This is a genomic window from Duganella sp. GW821-FHT07G03, from assembly GCF_059418605.1.
The window spans coordinates 127,593-143,245 of the sequence record NZ_JBWKQE010000011.1; the positions used below are offsets into that span (position 1 = coordinate 127,593).

Sequence of the window (15,653 nt, forward strand, 5' to 3'; positions counted from 1 at the left end):
TGACTTGTGATCAGAATGATGCGGGACTGGGCCGACTACGTTGATTTCGTCGCCCAGGACCCGCACCGGTAAATTCAGGGCCGCTTCAACTGGTCGATAACGCTAGCCACCTTGGTGGTAATCATATCGACTGCCGGGCCATTGGCGCCATGCGGAATGATGATATCGGCGTTGCGCTTGGTTGGCTCGATGAATTGCTTGTGCATCGGACGTACGGTTTCCAGATACTGGCTGACGACGCTTTCCACCGAGCGGCCTCGTTCGGTGATATCTCTTTGCATACGGCGGATGAAGCGGATGTCGGAGGCGGTGTCGACATAGATCTTCAGCGACATCAAGTCGCACAAGTCCGCGTCATACAGGGCGAACAGGCCTTCGATCACGATCACCGGGGCTGGCTTGACAGGAATGGTCCGGTCGGAGCGGTTGTGGAGCGTGAAGTCGTACTCCGGCATCTCGATCGCTTCGCCATTGCGCAAGGCTTGGATATGCTGCACAAGCAAGGACCATTCGAAAGCCTGCGGATGGTCATAATTCTGCTGGGGGCGGACTTCAGGGGAGAGATGGGTTTGGTCGCAGTAGTAATCGTCCTGCATCACGACCGAGACCATGTCAGAGCCAAACGCAGCCAGCACTTTCTGGGACACAGTGGACTTGCCACTGCCGCTACCGCCTGCGACGCCAATAATAAACGGTTGGAAAGAAATCGTATTCATGCCGAATGATACCGGAACCGCGACCGAACTGACAGGCACTGGCTGATCCCAAATGAAGCTTTTCCTGCGACGCTGCCGGATGATTGCCCATGAACTGCTGCTTTTGGCAGGCAGTCCTCCATGCGCGGTGGTACTGACCATTAAGTTTTTATAAATATCATTGTGATAACGCACTGGTCCGCAAACATGGATAACTGCTCAGGAGGTGATGAACTCCGCCGGCGGTGCCTGGGTCAAATCCACTGGTCATTCTCGACAGTACGCTCGCTTGCCGCAGCTTCGCCCGTGTTCGCCACACCGCGCGGCTCGATCAGCAGCAACTTTACTTCCGCGCTTGCGGAGGGCTTGTGCTCGACGCCCTTCGGCACCACCGCCATCTGGCCGGCGCGCAGCACAATCGACGTGTCGCCCGAGGACCCCGCGCGTACATCGATGCGCAACTCGCCTTCGAGCACGATGAACGTTTCATCGGTATTGGCGTGCCGATGCCACACGAACTCTCCTTCGACCTTCACGACCTTGAATTGATAGTCGTTCATTTCAGCGACGACGCGCGGTTGCCAGTGCGCGTCGATCAGTGCGATCTTGCCGACCAGGTCAATGGTCTGGCACTGGCCGCGCTCGAATGGCGCGACGGTATGGTTCGTGGTTTGGGACATCGGTCTCTCCGTTGATGGGGCAATGCATCGAAGATACGCATGATCCTTGCTGCCGTATTGAACGATCGTGGGTGTTTTCAGCCGCGCTGGACGCCGCCCGCGATCTGCAGCCAGCGCCCCGGCGTCAGCCCGAACGTCTTGGAGAAGTGCCGCGTCATATGGCTCTGATCGGCAAAGCCTGCGGCCACCGCTGCGTGGACCAGCGAGCTGCCGGCGAGCAGCATGCGGCGCACCACATCGAGGCGCCGCATCGTCAGATACCGGTACGGGCTGGTACCGTAGAAGGTGCGAAAGTCATGCGACAAGCTCCAGCGGTCGCGCCCCGTTGCCACTTCGAGTTCATCGAGCGTGACGACGCGCGCGCGGTGCGCGAGCAGATAGTCGCGTGCGCGCCGCGCCGCCAGGTAGTCGCCTTTCGGGCGCTGCGCGGGCATGCCGGCGACGGCGGCTAGCGCGTGCGCCAGCTCGGCCAGTGCGTCGCTTTGTTCCAGCGGCTCGAGCGTATGGCCGACGTGCTGCAGCAAGGTTGCGGTTGCCGCCGCAAGGCGCGGATCGGTCGTGACGCCGCCTTCGAGGAAGGGCAGCGCGCGTCCGCCGAGCACATCCTGCAGGAGGGCGGGGGCGACGTAGATCATCCGGTATTGGAACCCTTCGTCGGTGCCGGCCTTGCCGTCGTGCGCCTCGTCGGGATGCAGCACCATCGTATTGCCGGGCAGGCTATTGCGCTGGCTGCGTCGATAGCTGAAACTCTGGACACCGGCGAGGGTGCGACCGATCGCATAGGTGTCGTGGCGGTGCATGGCATATGCTTTGCCGTGAAACCAGGCTTCGATGCGCTCGAGGCCATCTATCGGATTGGCGCGCCTCAGCCAGTCGGGGCCTGCGCGCGGTGCGGGTCGGTTCATGATGGATGGTCTTGGATGGTCGGGGTGTTCTGCGTTGGCATGGTGAATTGTCGCATGGACGGCGCCATGCGGGACGATGCGCACTTTATCCGGAGTCAGGCGAAATACTGTAGAGTGCATGACAAGCTGAACACCGATATTGAAGCACTGACCTGGAAATAAAGCATGCACGCCGCCGCTTGGCCTCCATCGATGTAATGAACGTCCCCAGCGGGAGTTGCCGCGCGGCTTAACCGCCGCAGAGCGCTGCTGCCTCTTGCCGTTCCCGCCACGCGCGGGCCGGCTGATTCGCTTCGTCCCTCCTGTTTTGCCGCATGCCTGCGGCGGGGGCGTGGCTGTCCGTTCTTCATCCTGGATACAAACATGCAAATTTTCAATACCCTGCTGGCGCGCGCCATCCCTTGGCTTCCCCGCGCAGCGATCCATCAAATCTCGCGCCGCTACATCGCCGGCGATACCTTGGTCCATGCGCTGGCGCGCGTGCGGCAGCTCAACTCCGAAGGCTTTCTCGTCACGCTGGACGTGCTGGGCGATACCGTCTCGACCTTGCAGCAGGCCGAAGCCACGGCCAAGGCATATATCGATGCGCTCGAAGCGATTGCAGCTGATGGCTTGCTGGCTACCGTTTCCGTCAAGCCCAGTGCGCTCGGGCTCTTGCTCGATACGACTCATTGCGAGCGCCTGGCCCGGCGCATACTCGCTTCGGCGCGGGAGAACGGGAATGGCGTGTGCATCGACATGGAGGATGTGCGCTGCACGCAACTGGAAATCGACTTGTTCCAGCGCCTGCAACGCGACCATGACAATGTTGCGCTGGCCTTGCAGGCCTATTTGCAGCGCACCTACCAAGACGTTGAGATGCTCGCGCGCACGGGCACGACTTTACGCCTTTGCAAAGGCATCTATGTGGAAGAGCGTTCCCTTCTGGTCGACCGGGCCTGGCACGACCGGCGCGCCATCAACGCCCATTACTTGAACCATGTGGCGCGCTGTTTCGACGTTGGCGCCTTCCTCGCCATCGCCACTCATGATGCCGAGCTGATCGGGCAAATCATCACCCTGGCCAGCAGCAAGGGGATCGAGCGCACACGCTTCGAGTTTCAGTTGCTGCTGGGCGTATGCGAGCCTTTGCGCGACCAGTTGCGCGATCAGGGCTACGGCGTGCGCATCTACGTCCCATTTGGCGCGGACTGGTACGGTTACAGCACGCGCAGGCTGAAGGAAAGCCCGGCCATCGCCGGTCATGTGGCGAGGGCGTTGATCGGACTCTGACGCCGTCAGGCGATGACGGCCTGTTGGTCCTGGGCCGTTTTTTTTTAAATATTTATATAAGTGATTATGTAATTGGTGATACCCAATCCCGTGGTTCGCATTGTGCTCGGCCTGGTGTTGACGTTTGCCGCAGTGCCGTTGACGATGATCGTCGCCGCGCAGCTGGTCGCCAAGCCGTACCGCATCGCGTGGCTGCAATTGCTGGCTGCTGTGTGCGTATGGTTCGGGTATCGCTTTTATGTACGCCGGATTGAAAAGCGCCAACCGACTGAACTGGCGATCGCCTCGCTTGCCGCGTATGGCGTGTTGCAGGCTGCGCTTTACATGAAGACGCGCCGCCTTTGGATATGCATTGGCACTCACATCGCATGGAACTACTGTGTGAGCACCGTGTTCTCGTCGACCGTGTCCGGGCATGCGGCTACCGATGGTTTGCTGCGCGGCGAGCTGGTGGGCGATGCCTTGTTGACCGGCGGCGTATTCGGCGTGGAAGCTTCGCTGATCGTCGTATTGTTGATTGCCGCCGCCGCCGCGTTCTGGTTGCGCAGGGCCTTGGCCGGCAAGGCTTGAGTTTGCAAGTTCACCACTTCAAATCCGGCCGGCGATGGGAGCTGATCGATGCCGTCCGTCCGGTCCAGGTCGGTTCTGCCTGGCACGTGGTGATACGCAGCATATTTGGCGTTGGTCTCGCCATATCCGTATGTCGGGATAATCACGATGATCTCGTGTGCGCTCAGATACAGCCACTGTGGACGGCTTTTTTCGGCAAAGTCCAGACGCTCGGGCACGCTTGATTCCGGGCGATAGGTGAGCACAAAGCCTTGCAGGAAGTTGGCGGTGAACGCGCCCGATACGACCAGCGCGCGGACTTTCCTGCCGACGCATTCAGCCAGCACCGCCGAACCCCTGGACTGTTCTGGATCGCCGAACACCGGGCTGCGCTTGCCGCCCTGGCGCAGGTAGTAGATATGCGTGTCCGCCAATTGGGAATCCCTGACGATGGCGACGCGGGTTCCGATGTCGCAGGCCTTGATCAATTCGGCCGCATGCGGCGTTGATGTCGTCAATGCCAGCAGCAAGCCGATGGCCAACTTCATTCGACCATATCCCACAAGATTTGCATGGAGTCCGGGCTTGCGGACAGTTTGTTTGCGGCCGCCTGGATCTTGCTGAAGTACAGTCCGTTCCGGATGCCGCGATAGTCCTTGAATGCCTCGACGATGGGGAATTTTGCGCCGGCCGTCGTGTTTTTTTTAATCAGAGCTTGCAGATATGCGGTGCCGGTTCGGATGTTGGTGGCTTCGTCTACAAACTCCGGGCTGTCGTGGAAGGCGTCGGCTTCGCGATAGAGTTCGGTCTCCGGCCGGCGGTCCTTGGGGGCCTTGGCGAGATTGGCCAGGCGCGCCAGTTCACGCACGGGGGCTTTCAGCAATTGCATGAGTCCCCTGGCCGAACTGCCTTGAGCGTGGGCGTTTTTATCGAAGCGTGATTCCATGTAGATCTGGCAGATGATGATGTCGCTGTTGAGCGAGGATTGATTGTTGGCCTCAACGAGCTTGCGGATTTCGCGCAGCCTGGTTGAGTCGACGATTTCTTCAGTGGGATGTTCCATAATAAATTCTCCCGTAGCAGGCGCTAGTGATTCATTATTGTTTGGATGTCGGGGCGCGATTTGAGCCAGCGCAGGAATCGTCGGCGCGCTAGAATTGAATGTCACTGATCGGGAGCTGAACATGGTTGCATCACCATTGGAAGTGCGTCAGATGAGCGAGGCCGAGCTTGAAGTCGTGCTGGGCTGGGCGGAGGCCGAGGGCTGGAATCCCGGCCTGCATGACGCTGCATGTTTCTATGCCGCCGACCCTGGAGGATTCCTGGTCGGGGTGATGGATGGTGAGCTAGTCGCGAGTATTTTTGCGGTCAAGTATGGCGACAGCTTTGGCTTCATCGGCGGCTACATCGTCAAGCCAGCCTGGCGTGGCCGTGGGCATGGTTGGGCGCTGTGGCAGGCTGCGATGGCGCGGCTGGCCGGACGCAACGTCGGGCTCGATGGTGTGCTGGCGCAGCAGGCCAACTATGCCAGGTCAGGCTTCCAACTTGCGCACCGCAATTTTCGATACGAAGGGCGGGGGAGTGGGCGGCCGATGGATGCGTGCCCTGCGATACCGCTGTCCGCACTGGGTGATGAGGAAATCCGTCGCTACGATCGCAGCTTCTTTCCCGAGGAGCGCGACCGCTTTTTGCACGAATGGATAGGGCAGCGGCAGCATGTCGCGCTTGGCATCGTGGGGGCGCAGGGGCTGGCTGGCTACGCGGTGGCGCGGCCGTGTCGCACGGGGTACAAGGTTGGCCCGCTGTTTGCCGACACGCCCGCTGTGGCGGAGCAGTTGTTTGCCAGCGTGCTGGGCAAGCTGGCGCCGGATGTGCCGGTCTTTCTTGATGTGCCTGAGCTGAACCCGGCGGCGGTAGCGCTGGCCGAGCGTCATCAGATGCAGCGCTGCTTTGAGACTGCGCGCATGTACACGCGGGAACCGCCCGCCATCAGCATGGACAGGCAGTACGGCATCACGAGCTTTGAACTGGGCTGAGTAGGCGTTCTACCCGTTTCGCCTTCCCAATCTACTAAGCGCTACGGCAGCTAGATAATGAATCCCGCTCCAAGCAATGAGACACGTCATCCACCCGGCTGCACTGGGTAGACAAATAAATTCGTAGCAAGAGGAGAGATTTATGCCGACTGATTCAATGATCACGACTGGCCAGGAAGTTCACTTTGCATTTTTTTTGGCTAGTTGGTTTTGCGCCTTCGTAACGCTCTGGAAAAATGGCTGAAAAATGGAGCGCGGGTGGGGGGGGGCAGCAAAAAGTAAAGTTGAATACGTGTCCGGGGAGGGGGATTTTATTCGAACGGCTGACGAATGTTAGTCACCAGACCCGTCTTGGGGTCGTAAGCATACGGGATGTGGACGGCCACGCCTGCTCGGGCGAAGTCCTTTGCATTGCGTGTCACGATTGGGCTGTCGTTGACCCGCGCCGTCGCCGCAATGATCGCATCGGGGAGCTTGATGGCTGGTTTGGTCGCGAGGCTGCGGCCGCGAATCTCGATCGCCGCCTCCATGATCTGCGCATCCATCTGGCAAATATGGAACTCGTCCAGCACGGCGTCCAGGATAGCCTTCTCGTGGGGGCGGGAAAACTCGCCGCAGCGCAGTTCCATGTATGTGATGAAGCTGATGGCCGGCGTGTCGTAGCTGCTCAGTTCGATCGACGTCTGGTGGACGCCGTTGAGCATGTCGATGAAGATGTTGGTGTCGAATAGGATCAACGCCATTCAGCCCTCAGTTGTTCCTGGTACTCGACTCCATCCTTTGGGATGTCGGTGCGGTCTTTCCACAGCCCTTCGGCAGCCTTCAGGGTTGCGACCAGCCGACGGCGCTTTGCATCCATTGGGACAGGTGGCAGCGGTGACGGTTCGGGCGTGGCGGAAAGGCTTGGGTGCTCGACAATGTTTTTTAGAGTAGCCATGCTGGACTCCCATCTGTTTGCTCATTACCAGTGTAGCGCATTCCATCCAAGACCTGCCTGAGGTTTCACCAATAAAGAAAGCTCGCCGAAGCGAGCTTTTTTGTGACACCGGAACCTTGATTAGAACTGGTTCATCGTGTTGTCTTTACCAGCGGCCTTCAGGGCTGCTTCGCCGCTGAAGTAATCCTTGTGGTCGTCGCCGATGTCCGAGCCGGACATGTTCTGGTGCTTGACGCAAGCGATGCCTTGACGGATCTCTTTGCGCTGTACGCCAGCCACGTAGCCCAGCATGCCCTGGTCGCCGAAGTATTCCTTGGCCAGGTTGTCGGTCGACAGCGCGGCGGTGTGGTAGGTCGGCAGCGTGATCAGGTGATGGAAGATGCCGGCTTCGCGGGCCGCGTCAGCCTGGAAGGTGCGGATCTTTTCATCGGCGGCGATCGCCAGTTCGGTGGTGTCGTATTCCACGCTCATCAGCTGGGCGCGCTCGTAGGCCGACACATCCTTGCCTGCGGCCTTCATCGCGTCGTACACCTGCTGGCGGAAGTTCAGCGTCCAGTTGAACGATGGGCTGTTGTTGTACACCAGCTTGGCGTTCGGGATGACCTTGCGGATTTCGCTGACCATGCCGCCGATCTGGGCGATATGCGGTTTTTCGGTTTCGATCCACAGCAGGTCGGCGCCGTTTTGCAGCGAGGTGATGCTGTCGAGGACGCAGCGCGCTTCGCCGGTGTCGGCGCGGAACTGGAACAGGTTGCTTGGCAGGCGCTTAGGACGCAGCAGCTTGCCTTCGCGTTTGATGATGACGTCGCCGTTGCCCAGCGCGTCGGCCGACACTTCTTCGCAATCGAGGAAGGAGTTGTATTGGTCGCCCAGGTCGCCTGGCGTGTTGGTCACGGCGATCTGCTTGGTCAGGCCTGCGCCCAGCGAGTCGGTACGGGCGACGATGATGCCGTCGTCCACGCCCAGTTCCAGGAAGGCGTAGCGGATCGCGCGGATCTTGGCCAGGAAGTCTTCGTGCGGCACGGTGACCTTGCCGTCCTGGTGACCGCATTGCTTCTCGTCCGACACCTGGTTCTCAACCTGGATGCAGCAGGCGCCGGCTTCGATGAACTGCTTGGCCAGCAGGTAGGTCGCTTCGGCGTTGCCGAAACCGGCGTCGATGTCGGCGATGATAGGCACGACGTGGGTGACGTGGCCGTCGATCTGGGCCTGGATGGCTGCCTTGGCCGGGCCTTCAGCGGCGTCCAGCTGGCGGAACAGGCCGCCCAGTTCGCGGGCGTCGGCCTGGCGCAGGAAGGTGTACAGTTCTTTGATCAGCGCCGAGACGGCGGTTTTTTCGTGCATCGACTGGTCAGGCAGCGGGCCGAACTCGGAGCGCAGCGCGGCAACCATCCAGCCCGACAGGTAGAGGTAGCGGCGGTCGGTGCTGTTGAAGTGCTTCTTGATCGAGATCATCTTCTGCTGACCGATGAAACCGTGCCAGCAACCCAGCGACTGGGTGTACTTGGATGGGTCCGCATCGTAGGCGGCCATGTCGGCGCGCATGATCTTGGCGGTGTACTTGGCGATGTCCAGCCCGGTCTTGAATTTGTTCTGCGCGCGCATGCGGGCGGCCGACTCGGGATTGATGGCGTTCCAGGCGCTGCCTTGTTGCTCTTTCAAACCAGCAACTGCCTTGATGTCGTCTTGATATTGGGACATGTGTATCTCCTAAAAATAAAGCAAGTTTGAGAAAATCGTCGAGTGAGCCGCTGCGTCTTTGTTGAAGCAAACTGCATGACTAAATAGTAGGCCATTCTGGTGCACTGCATCAAGGTCTTATATAAGACATATAACTAAATTTAATCCGTTATTTTTCAATGACTTGAGTATTGATTTTCGGGATGTGAAACGAATTTTCAAAAGGTGAGCTAAAAGCGTCGTCACGATTTCGACGGGGATTTTGCAATGTGAAACGATTTTTCAGCTATTGAGCTGGCGGGCTGATCGGCGACGTGAGCAACATTGCGCGCCGGTTAATGAATCTTTATCAGCTATGTGCAACCGTGTTGTCATATTTGCTCGGTATCCTTACCGCTTCCTTGCACACGAGAGCCCAGCCGATGACCATCAGCCGCCGCAAATTCCTCCGCTACGCCGCCGGCGCCGGCGCGACCGCCACCTCCATGTTCCCCGACCTGATCCGTCAGGCGTTGGCGGTGCCCGCCAATAACGTCACCGGCACCTTGGCCGACGTTGAACACGTGGTCATCTTCATGCAGGAGAACCGTTCCTTCGACCATTACTTCGGCACCTTGCCGGGCGTGCGCGGCTTCGACGATCCGCGCGCCATCGACCTGCCGGACGGCCGCCCGGTCTGGTACCAGCCGGACGGCACCGGCGGCTATGTGCTGCCTTTCCATTTCGACGCCAAGAACACCAGCGCGCTGTCGGTCGGCACCAACCACACGTGGAAGGGCTCGCAAGCCACCTGGCAGGGCTGGGACGCCTGGGTCAAGCAAAAGACCCCGCAGACCATGGGTTATTTCGACCGCGGCGACCTGCCGTTCTACTACGCGCTGGCCGACGCCTTCACCATCTGCGACGCCTATCACTGCTCGATCTTCGGCGCCACCGATCCCAACCGCATGTACTCGCTCACCGGCAGCAACCAGAGCTGGCTGGGTTCGATGGGCAGCCTGTACAACATCAGCGCGGCCGGCTACTACAATGGCGACCCGGCCGGGGACAACGTCAGCGCCAGCGTCACCGCGAGCGCGCCCAACTGGCGCACCTACGCCGAAGTGCTGGAGGCGAACCAGGTCAGCTGGAAGGTGTATCAGGAGTGGGACAATTACGGCGACAACTACCTGGCCTACTTCAAGAACTTCCGCGTCAACCCCGACGGCAGCCATCTGAGCCCCGACGCGCCCTTGTACCAGAAGGCGCGCACGCTGGCGCCCGGTTCCACCGCTGCCAACTCCACCGGCACCACCGGCGACTGGCTGGTCAACGCCTTCGCCGACGACGTGCGCAACAACCGTCTGCCGCAGGTGTCGTGGATCTGCTCGCCGAACGATTACACCGAACACGCGCCCAACTCGCCCAACGCCGGCGAGAACATCACGGCGCGCCTGCTGGCCGCGCTGGTGGCCAATCCGGAAGTCTGGTCCAAGACCGTGTTCCTGCTGATGTACGACGAAAACGACGGCTTCTTCGACCACGTGCCGCCGGATATCGCGCCGCTCAACGACGGCATGGGCAAGACCACGCTGGCCGACATCGGCACGCATGAAAATTATCAGGGCGTGCCGGTGGGCCTGGGACCGCGTGTGCCGATGCTGGTGATTTCGCCGTGGAGCAAGGGCGGCCGCGTGTGCTCGCAACTGTTCGACCACACCTCCAAGATCCGCTTCCTGGAAGAGTGGCTGGTGGCCGGACGCGGCAAGGCGCGCGCCAACGTGCAGTGCGACTTGATCTCGCCGTGGCGCCGCGCCGTCTGTGGCGACCTCACCTCGGCCTTCGATTTCAGCGCGCCCAACAGCGCCTGGCCCGCCAGCGTGCCGAAGACGGCGGCCTACCAGCGCGTCTCCGGCAAGCCGTATCCGACGCCGCCGGCGGTGCAGTCGCTGCCGCGGCAGGAGCCCAGCACCAGCGCGCCCGGTCCGCGCATCGCCTGCGCGCTGCCGTATGAATTGTCGGTGCAGGGCCGGCTGGCCGGCGCCAAGCAATTTGAACTGAGCTTCGCCAACAGCGGCCAGGCCGGCGCGGCTTTCATCGTGTATTCCAGTCTGCGCGGCGACGGCCCGTGGTACTACACGGTGGAAGCGGACAAGGAAATCGCCCACGAAATGTGGAACTGGACCGGCGCCGCCTACGACCTCAGCGCACACGGGGCGAATGGCTATCTGCGCCAGTTCAAGGGCGCGCTGGCCATCGCCGGCGGCGCGCGGCCGGAGCTGCAAACCCGCTACGACCGCAGCAACGGCGACCTCAGCCTGGTGCTGTCCAACCTGGAAGGCACGCAGGCGTGCAGCTTCACCGTCACCGACAACGCCTACGGCGCGGCGGTGGCCAGCTACAGCGTGGCCGCCGGCCAGACCTTGTCGGTGCCTTGCAATCTGTCCGGCAGTTTCGGCTGGTACGATTTCAGCGTCACCAGCAGCGCCGATGCGCAATGGCTGCGGCGCGCCGCCGGCCACGTGGAAACCGGACGCGCCAGCCACACCGATCCGATGATAGGCACCAATCGCGTCAAGATCTTTCTCAACACCGGCACCCCCAATGTGACGCGCGGCGGCGCCGCCGTGTTCGGCTATACGGCGCCGCCGGGCAAGATCGATGCGAAGAACTGGATCGGCCTGTACGCGGCGGGCACCTCGCCCGGCAAAGGCAACGCGGTGCAGTGGGCGTATGCGCCCAACTTCAGCGGCAGCGTGTCGCTCAACACCGGCACGCTGGCGGTGGGCGAGTACAACGCCTGGTATTTGTACCAGAACGCGTTTGTGGTGCTGGGCGGCCCGGTCGCGGTCAGTGTGAACCAGCTGACCGCTGCGGCCGCCAGCGTCAAGCCGGGGGTGGCGATCGTCTTCAACTATGCGCTGCCGGCGGCCAAGGTCAACAGCACCAACTGGATCGGCATCTGGAAGGCGGGCGCGGCGCCGGCCGGCGGCGGCTATATTGCATGGCAATACGTCAGCGCCGCCAGCGGCAGCGCCAGCTTCGACACCAGCAAGCTCGCGCCCGGCAACTACAGCGCCTGGTGCCTCTACAACGACGGCTACGCCATCCTGGCCGGACCCGCCAATTTCAGCGTCGCCTGACCCGCGCCGACTCCAATCCGAGGTGTGGCGAAATCGCACCACACCTCGGCCAACCATTGATTGACCCAGCCTATTTGCAGGCGGACAATGTGTCCCGGTGGCATGCAATTCACATACTAAAAACCGTCCATGGCAGCGCGTTAAGCTTGCCATGATGCCAGCTTTGACTTTTCGATCACGGCGGGACCGACGCATTCCACAAGCAGCAACACATAACGTCCTTCTAGGGAGACATGATGTTTGCAAATATGAAAGTGGCGACCCGCCTGGGTCTGGGTTTTGGTGCTGTGGTAATCTTGCTATTGGTGCTGTCGGTAGTTAGTACCATGCGTCTCGCGGCGCTCAATGATGGGGTCCGACGCATTACCGTAGACCGTTATCCGAAAGTGGTGCTGTCGAAGGACGTGATCCGGTACACGATAGACAATGGCCGCCAGCTGCGCAGCATGATGCTCAGTAGCACCGACGAAGAGCGCGACAAGTTTCGCCACCTGGTCGAAGCCAACCGGGGCAAAGTCACCGAAGCCCTGGATAAAATGGACAAGCTGATCAGCACCGAAAAAGGACGCGGGATGTTCAAGGACATCACCGCCAAAAGCGAGGCGCTGGCCGCCAAGTACGATCAGCTCTATGCGCTGGCCAAGAGCGACCAGAAAAAAGCCATCGAATTCCTGAAAGGCGATTTTGCCGAAGGTAATAACGCCTACGCCGCGTCGCTGGAAACGATGGCCAAGTTCCAGGGCGACCTGATGGATCAGGAAGCGGCTGCCGCCGACGTGACCTACCTGGAAACGCGCAAGCTGGTCATCTCGCTCTCCATCGCGGCGGTGCTGGTGGCGATGCTGATCGCCTGGCTGATCACGCGCGACCTGGTCAAGCGCCTGGGCGGCGAGCCGGTGTATGCGGCCGAGTTGATGGACCGCGTCGTCAAAGGTGACCTGAGCGTCGAGGTGCGCCTCAAGCCTGATGACCACAGCAGCATGTTGTACGCCATCAGCGAGATGATCGTGAAGTTGCGCAAGGTGGTCGACGGCCAGCGCATCCTGGTGGCGGCCGCCAACCGCGGCGACTTCGCCGCCCGCGTGGACCTGGCCGGCATGCAGGGCTTCCAGCAGGAGATGGGCGAGAGTCTGAACCAGCTGGCTATCACCACCGGCGCCAGCATCGCCGATGTGGTGCGGGTGATGGGCGCGATGTCCGAAGGCGACCTGACCAAGTCCATCGACAAACCCTACGAGGGCGCGTTTGGCGAGCTCAAGGAATTCACCAACAACACGGTGAGCAAGCTGGCCCAGGTCGTCAGCGAGGTGAACAACAGCGCCGAGGCGCTGGCCGCCGCTTCCGAGGAAGTCAGCGCGACCTCGCAGTCGCTGGCGCAGGCCGCCAGCGAGCAAGCCTCCAGCGTCGAGGAAACCTCGGCCTCGGTCGAGCAGATGACGGCCTCGGTGGCGCAGAACACCGACAACGCCAAAGTCACCGACGCCATGGCCAGCCGCGCGGCGGTCGAGGCGAGCGAAGGCGGCGATGCGGTGCGCTCGACGGTGGCGGCCATGAAGCAGATCGCGGCCAAGGTCCTGATCATCGACGATATCGCCTACCAGACCAATCTGCTGGCGCTGAACGCGGCCATCGAGGCCGCGCGGGCGGGCGAACACGGCAAGGGCTTCGCGGTGGTGGCGGCGGAGGTGCGCAAGCTGGCCGAACGCAGCCAGGTGGCGGCCCAGGAAATCGGCCAGGTGGCCAGCGGCAGCGTGGACCTGGCCGAACGGGCCGGGCAGATGCTGGGGGCGATGGTGCCCAACATTAAAAAGACGTCCGACCTGGTGCAGGAAATCACGGCCGCTTCGGAAGAGCAATCGTCCGGCCTGGCGCAGATTAATTCCGCCATCAGCCAGCTGAGCCAGACCACCCAGCAGAACGCTTCCGGTTCCGAGGAACTGGCGGCCACCGCCGAGCAGATGAGCAGCCAGGCGGAAGAACTGCAGCAGACCATGGGCTTCTTTATCGTGAACGGTTCCAGCGGGAGAGGCCGGCAGCGCGACCCGGCCAGTCCGGTCCGCATGCGTCCGGCCGCCTTGCGCGCCATCGCCGTGGAAGCGCCGGACGAATCGCAGTTCGTCCGCTACTGAGCCGGCGCAGAAAGACGGGCCGCCCGCTGCTAAGCGCGTCCCGTCGGGCCGGCCTTGATCGAGGCCACGATGTCCTGCGCCGCCACTTCCGCGGCAGCGCAGGCCGAGGCCGCGTCCTCGAACTGTTGTATCACCGCCACCCGGTGCTTGCGGCGCACGTTCAGCCGATGCATGGGCGTGACCGACGGCGCGAACACGGCGACGTAGGCGCCCCACAGCTTGCAACCCTCCAGCCGTTCCGCTGAAATCTCCACTTCATAGTCGTCGATGTACTTGGTCGGCACGGCTACCTCCCTGATGGCTGGCGTCACGCTACCAATGTACGCGCTCCGGACCGGTAATGTCGCGCAGTTTCTGCAATCCTTTACAATCGCGCCACTGCTGACACAAATACAACCATGACCGATACCCAGAATGTCCGCCGGCGCGCGCTGATCGCCGCTTGCGGCGCCCATGCCATCCATGACGGCCTGACCGATGTGATCTACGTGCTGCTGCCGATCTGGCAGGCGCAATTTGCCATCAGCCTGGCGATGGTGGGCCTGCTGCGCGGCGCCTACTCGGGCATGATGGCGGGCTTCCAGCTGCTGGCCAGCCGCCTGGCCAGGCGCTGGGGGCGCGAGCGCATGCTGATCGGCGGCACCGCGCTGGCCGGCATCGCCTACCTGATTGCCGGCCTGGCCGGCGGCATGACGGTGCTGATGATCGCCTTGCTGCTGGGCGGCCTGGGCGCCAGCACCCAGCATCCGCTGGCCTCGTCCATCGTCACCGACACGCACGAGGCGGGCGGCGGCGTCAAGCAGGCGCTGGCGCAATACAACTTTGCCGGCGACATCGGCAAGACGCTGGTGCCGGGCGCGGTCGGCCTGTTGCTGGTGGTGGTGAGCTGGCAGGCCAGCGTGACCTTGATCGGCTGCCTGGGCCTGGCGGCGGCCGCGCTGCTGTGGTGGCTATTGCCGACGGCGGCCGAGTCGGCGCGCCACCGGGCGGCGGCGGCCAAGGTGGTGAGCGGCAAGGGCTCGGCCGGCGGGCTGCGCGCGCTGATCGCGACGGGCGTGCTCGATAGCGCGGTGCGCATGGGCTTCCTGACCTTCTTGCCGTTCCTGTTGCAGAGCAAGGGCGCCGGCACCGCCGGCATCGGCATCGCCTTGTCGCTGCTGTTCGTCGGCGGCGCCTTCGGCAAGCTGCTGTGCGGCTACCTGGGCGCGCGCATCGGCATGATGAAGACGGTGTGGATCACCGAGTCCGCCACCGCGCTGCTGATCCTGCTGTCGGTGTGGTTGCCGCTGGCGGCGATGATGGCCATGCTGCCCTTGCTGGGGCTGGCGTTGAACGGCACCTCGTCGGTGTTGTACGGCGCCGTGCCCGAGCTGGCCGGCGCGGGCCGGCGCGAGCAGGCCTTCGCGCGCTTCTACACCGGCACCATCGGCGGCGGCGCGCTGGCGCCGGTGCTGTTCGGGCGGCTCGGCGATATGGCCGGCGTGCCGGTCGCGGTGATGGCGCTGGCGGCGCTGCTGTTGCTGACGCTGCCGCTGTCCTACCGCGTGCAAAGCGCGCTCGCCAGCTGAAGCGCCGCCAATTTCATTGGCCGCCTTGGTGAATTTCGCAATTGCCGGGCGCGGAGGCAGCTTGCAGAATATACTCACAA

At 62.1% G+C, this 15,653-nt stretch carries 14 protein-coding genes and 1 pseudogene; 6 read left to right on the forward strand and 9 right to left on the reverse strand.

Annotation, left to right across the window (positions count from 1 at the left end):
• Positions 1-74 precede the first annotated feature (74 nt).
• From udk to AC07OK_RS16150, 3 genes are all read right to left on the reverse strand, one after another.
• Positions 75-857 (reverse strand): uridine kinase, encoded by a 783-nt coding sequence (gene udk / locus AC07OK_RS16140; protein WP_494691268.1) that lies wholly within the window; start codon positions 855-857, stop codon positions 75-77.
• A gap of 92 nt (positions 858-949) precedes the next feature.
• On the reverse strand, positions 950-1,375 hold the full coding sequence (locus tag AC07OK_RS16145; protein ID WP_494691269.1) for a cupin domain-containing protein: 426 nt from the start codon (positions 1,373-1,375) through the stop codon (positions 950-952).
• A gap of 77 nt (positions 1,376-1,452) precedes the next feature.
• A complete protein-coding gene (locus AC07OK_RS16150; RefSeq protein ID WP_494691270.1) occupies positions 1,453-2,280 on the reverse strand; it encodes an AraC family transcriptional regulator in 828 nt (275 codons plus the stop codon).
• Positions 2,281-2,643: 363 nt separating this feature from the next.
• On the opposite strand from AC07OK_RS16150, the gene AC07OK_RS16155 reads away from it, so the two are divergent.
• Positions 2,644-3,552, forward strand: coding sequence for a proline dehydrogenase family protein (locus AC07OK_RS16155; RefSeq protein ID WP_494691271.1), 909 nt, complete (start codon positions 2,644-2,646; stop codon positions 3,550-3,552).
• Positions 3,553-3,696: 144 nt separating this feature from the next.
• A pseudogene (locus tag AC07OK_RS16160) lies at positions 3,697-3,870 on the forward strand (hypothetical protein); the annotation flags it as partial.
• 56 nt (positions 3,871-3,926) lie between these two features.
• On the opposite strand, the gene AC07OK_RS16165 reads toward AC07OK_RS16160, so the two are convergent.
• Positions 3,927-4,649 carry a hypothetical protein gene (locus AC07OK_RS16165; protein ID WP_494691272.1) on the reverse strand — a complete coding sequence of 241 codons (723 nt, stop codon included), beginning with the start codon at positions 4,647-4,649 and terminating at the stop codon, positions 3,927-3,929.
• Positions 4,646-5,164 carry a transglycosylase SLT domain-containing protein gene (locus tag AC07OK_RS16170; protein ID WP_494691273.1) on the reverse strand — a complete coding sequence of 173 codons (519 nt, stop codon included), beginning with the start codon at positions 5,162-5,164 and terminating at the stop codon, positions 4,646-4,648. Before AC07OK_RS16170 ends, AC07OK_RS16165 begins: the two co-directional genes overlap by 4 nt.
• 121 nt (positions 5,165-5,285) lie before the next feature.
• Here AC07OK_RS16170 and AC07OK_RS16175 point away from each other — a divergent pair, with 121 nt between their 5' ends.
• The gene (locus AC07OK_RS16175; protein ID WP_494691274.1) at positions 5,286-6,137 is read left to right on the forward strand and encodes a GNAT family N-acetyltransferase; all 852 of its coding nucleotides are present in this window, start codon (positions 5,286-5,288) and stop codon (positions 6,135-6,137) included.
• A gap of 311 nt (positions 6,138-6,448) precedes the next feature.
• Here AC07OK_RS16175 and AC07OK_RS16180 read toward each other — a convergent pair whose 3' ends face one another.
• From AC07OK_RS16180 to AC07OK_RS16190, 3 genes are all read right to left on the reverse strand, one after another.
• On the reverse strand, positions 6,449-6,880 hold the full coding sequence (locus AC07OK_RS16180; RefSeq protein WP_494691275.1) for a PIN domain-containing protein: 432 nt from the start codon (positions 6,878-6,880) through the stop codon (positions 6,449-6,451).
• On the reverse strand, positions 6,871-7,074 hold the full coding sequence (locus AC07OK_RS16185) for a hypothetical protein (RefSeq protein ID WP_494691276.1): 204 nt from the start codon (positions 7,072-7,074) through the stop codon (positions 6,871-6,873). Before AC07OK_RS16185 ends, AC07OK_RS16180 begins: the two co-directional genes overlap by 10 nt.
• A 120-nt stretch (positions 7,075-7,194) precedes the next feature.
• A complete protein-coding gene (locus tag AC07OK_RS16190; RefSeq protein ID WP_492928181.1) occupies positions 7,195-8,775 on the reverse strand; it encodes an isocitrate lyase in 1,581 nt (526 codons plus the stop codon).
• A 401-nt stretch (positions 8,776-9,176) separates the two neighbouring features.
• On the opposite strand from AC07OK_RS16190, the gene AC07OK_RS16195 reads away from it, so the two are divergent.
• Together AC07OK_RS16195 and AC07OK_RS16200 are read left to right on the forward strand one after the other, a co-directional pair.
• Complete coding sequence (locus tag AC07OK_RS16195; protein ID WP_494691277.1) at positions 9,177-11,876, forward strand: phosphocholine-specific phospholipase C; 2,700 nt, start codon at positions 9,177-9,179, stop codon at positions 11,874-11,876.
• A gap of 236 nt (positions 11,877-12,112) precedes the next feature.
• Positions 12,113-14,005, forward strand: coding sequence for a methyl-accepting chemotaxis protein (locus tag AC07OK_RS16200; RefSeq protein ID WP_494691330.1), 1,893 nt, complete (start codon positions 12,113-12,115; stop codon positions 14,003-14,005).
• A 29-nt stretch (positions 14,006-14,034) separates the two neighbouring features.
• On the opposite strand, the gene AC07OK_RS16205 is transcribed toward AC07OK_RS16200, so the two are convergent.
• Positions 14,035-14,289, reverse strand: coding sequence for a hypothetical protein (locus AC07OK_RS16205; RefSeq protein WP_494691278.1), 255 nt, complete (start codon positions 14,287-14,289; stop codon positions 14,035-14,037).
• A gap of 114 nt (positions 14,290-14,403) precedes the next feature.
• Between AC07OK_RS16205 and AC07OK_RS16210 the strand changes: the two genes are divergently transcribed.
• A complete protein-coding gene (locus AC07OK_RS16210) occupies positions 14,404-15,573 on the forward strand; it encodes an MFS transporter (protein WP_494691279.1) in 1,170 nt (389 codons plus the stop codon).
• The last annotated feature ends 80 nt before the right edge of the window (positions 15,574-15,653 follow it).

Coding starts and splice junctions, on each gene's coding strand:
- udk (WP_494691268.1), bottom strand. CDS start 857: ATGGTCAGTACCACCGCGCATGGAGGACTGCCTGCCAAAAGCAGCAGT.
- AC07OK_RS16145 (WP_494691269.1), bottom strand. CDS start 1,375: ATGTCCCAAACCACGAACCATACCGTCGCGCCATTCGAGCGCGGCCAG.
- AC07OK_RS16150 (WP_494691270.1), bottom strand. CDS start 2,280: ATGAACCGACCCGCACCGCGCGCAGGCCCCGACTGGCTGAGGCGCGCC.
- AC07OK_RS16155 (WP_494691271.1), top strand. CDS start 2,644: ATGCAAATTTTCAATACCCTGCTGGCGCGCGCCATCCCTTGGCTTCCC.
- AC07OK_RS16165 (WP_494691272.1), bottom strand. CDS start 4,649: ATGAAGTTGGCCATCGGCTTGCTGCTGGCATTGACGACATCAACGCCG.
- AC07OK_RS16170 (WP_494691273.1), bottom strand. CDS start 5,164: ATGGAACATCCCACTGAAGAAATCGTCGACTCAACCAGGCTGCGCGAA.
- AC07OK_RS16175 (WP_494691274.1), top strand. CDS start 5,286: ATGGTTGCATCACCATTGGAAGTGCGTCAGATGAGCGAGGCCGAGCTT.
- AC07OK_RS16180 (WP_494691275.1), bottom strand. CDS start 6,880: ATGGCGTTGATCCTATTCGACACCAACATCTTCATCGACATGCTCAAC.
- AC07OK_RS16185 (WP_494691276.1), bottom strand. CDS start 7,074: ATGGCTACTCTAAAAAACATTGTCGAGCACCCAAGCCTTTCCGCCACG.
- AC07OK_RS16190 (WP_492928181.1), bottom strand. CDS start 8,775: ATGTCCCAATATCAAGACGACATCAAGGCAGTTGCTGGTTTGAAAGAG.
- AC07OK_RS16195 (WP_494691277.1), top strand. CDS start 9,177: ATGACCATCAGCCGCCGCAAATTCCTCCGCTACGCCGCCGGCGCCGGC.
- AC07OK_RS16200 (WP_494691330.1), top strand. CDS start 12,113: ATGTTTGCAAATATGAAAGTGGCGACCCGCCTGGGTCTGGGTTTTGGT.
- AC07OK_RS16210 (WP_494691279.1), top strand. CDS start 14,404: ATGACCGATACCCAGAATGTCCGCCGGCGCGCGCTGATCGCCGCTTGC.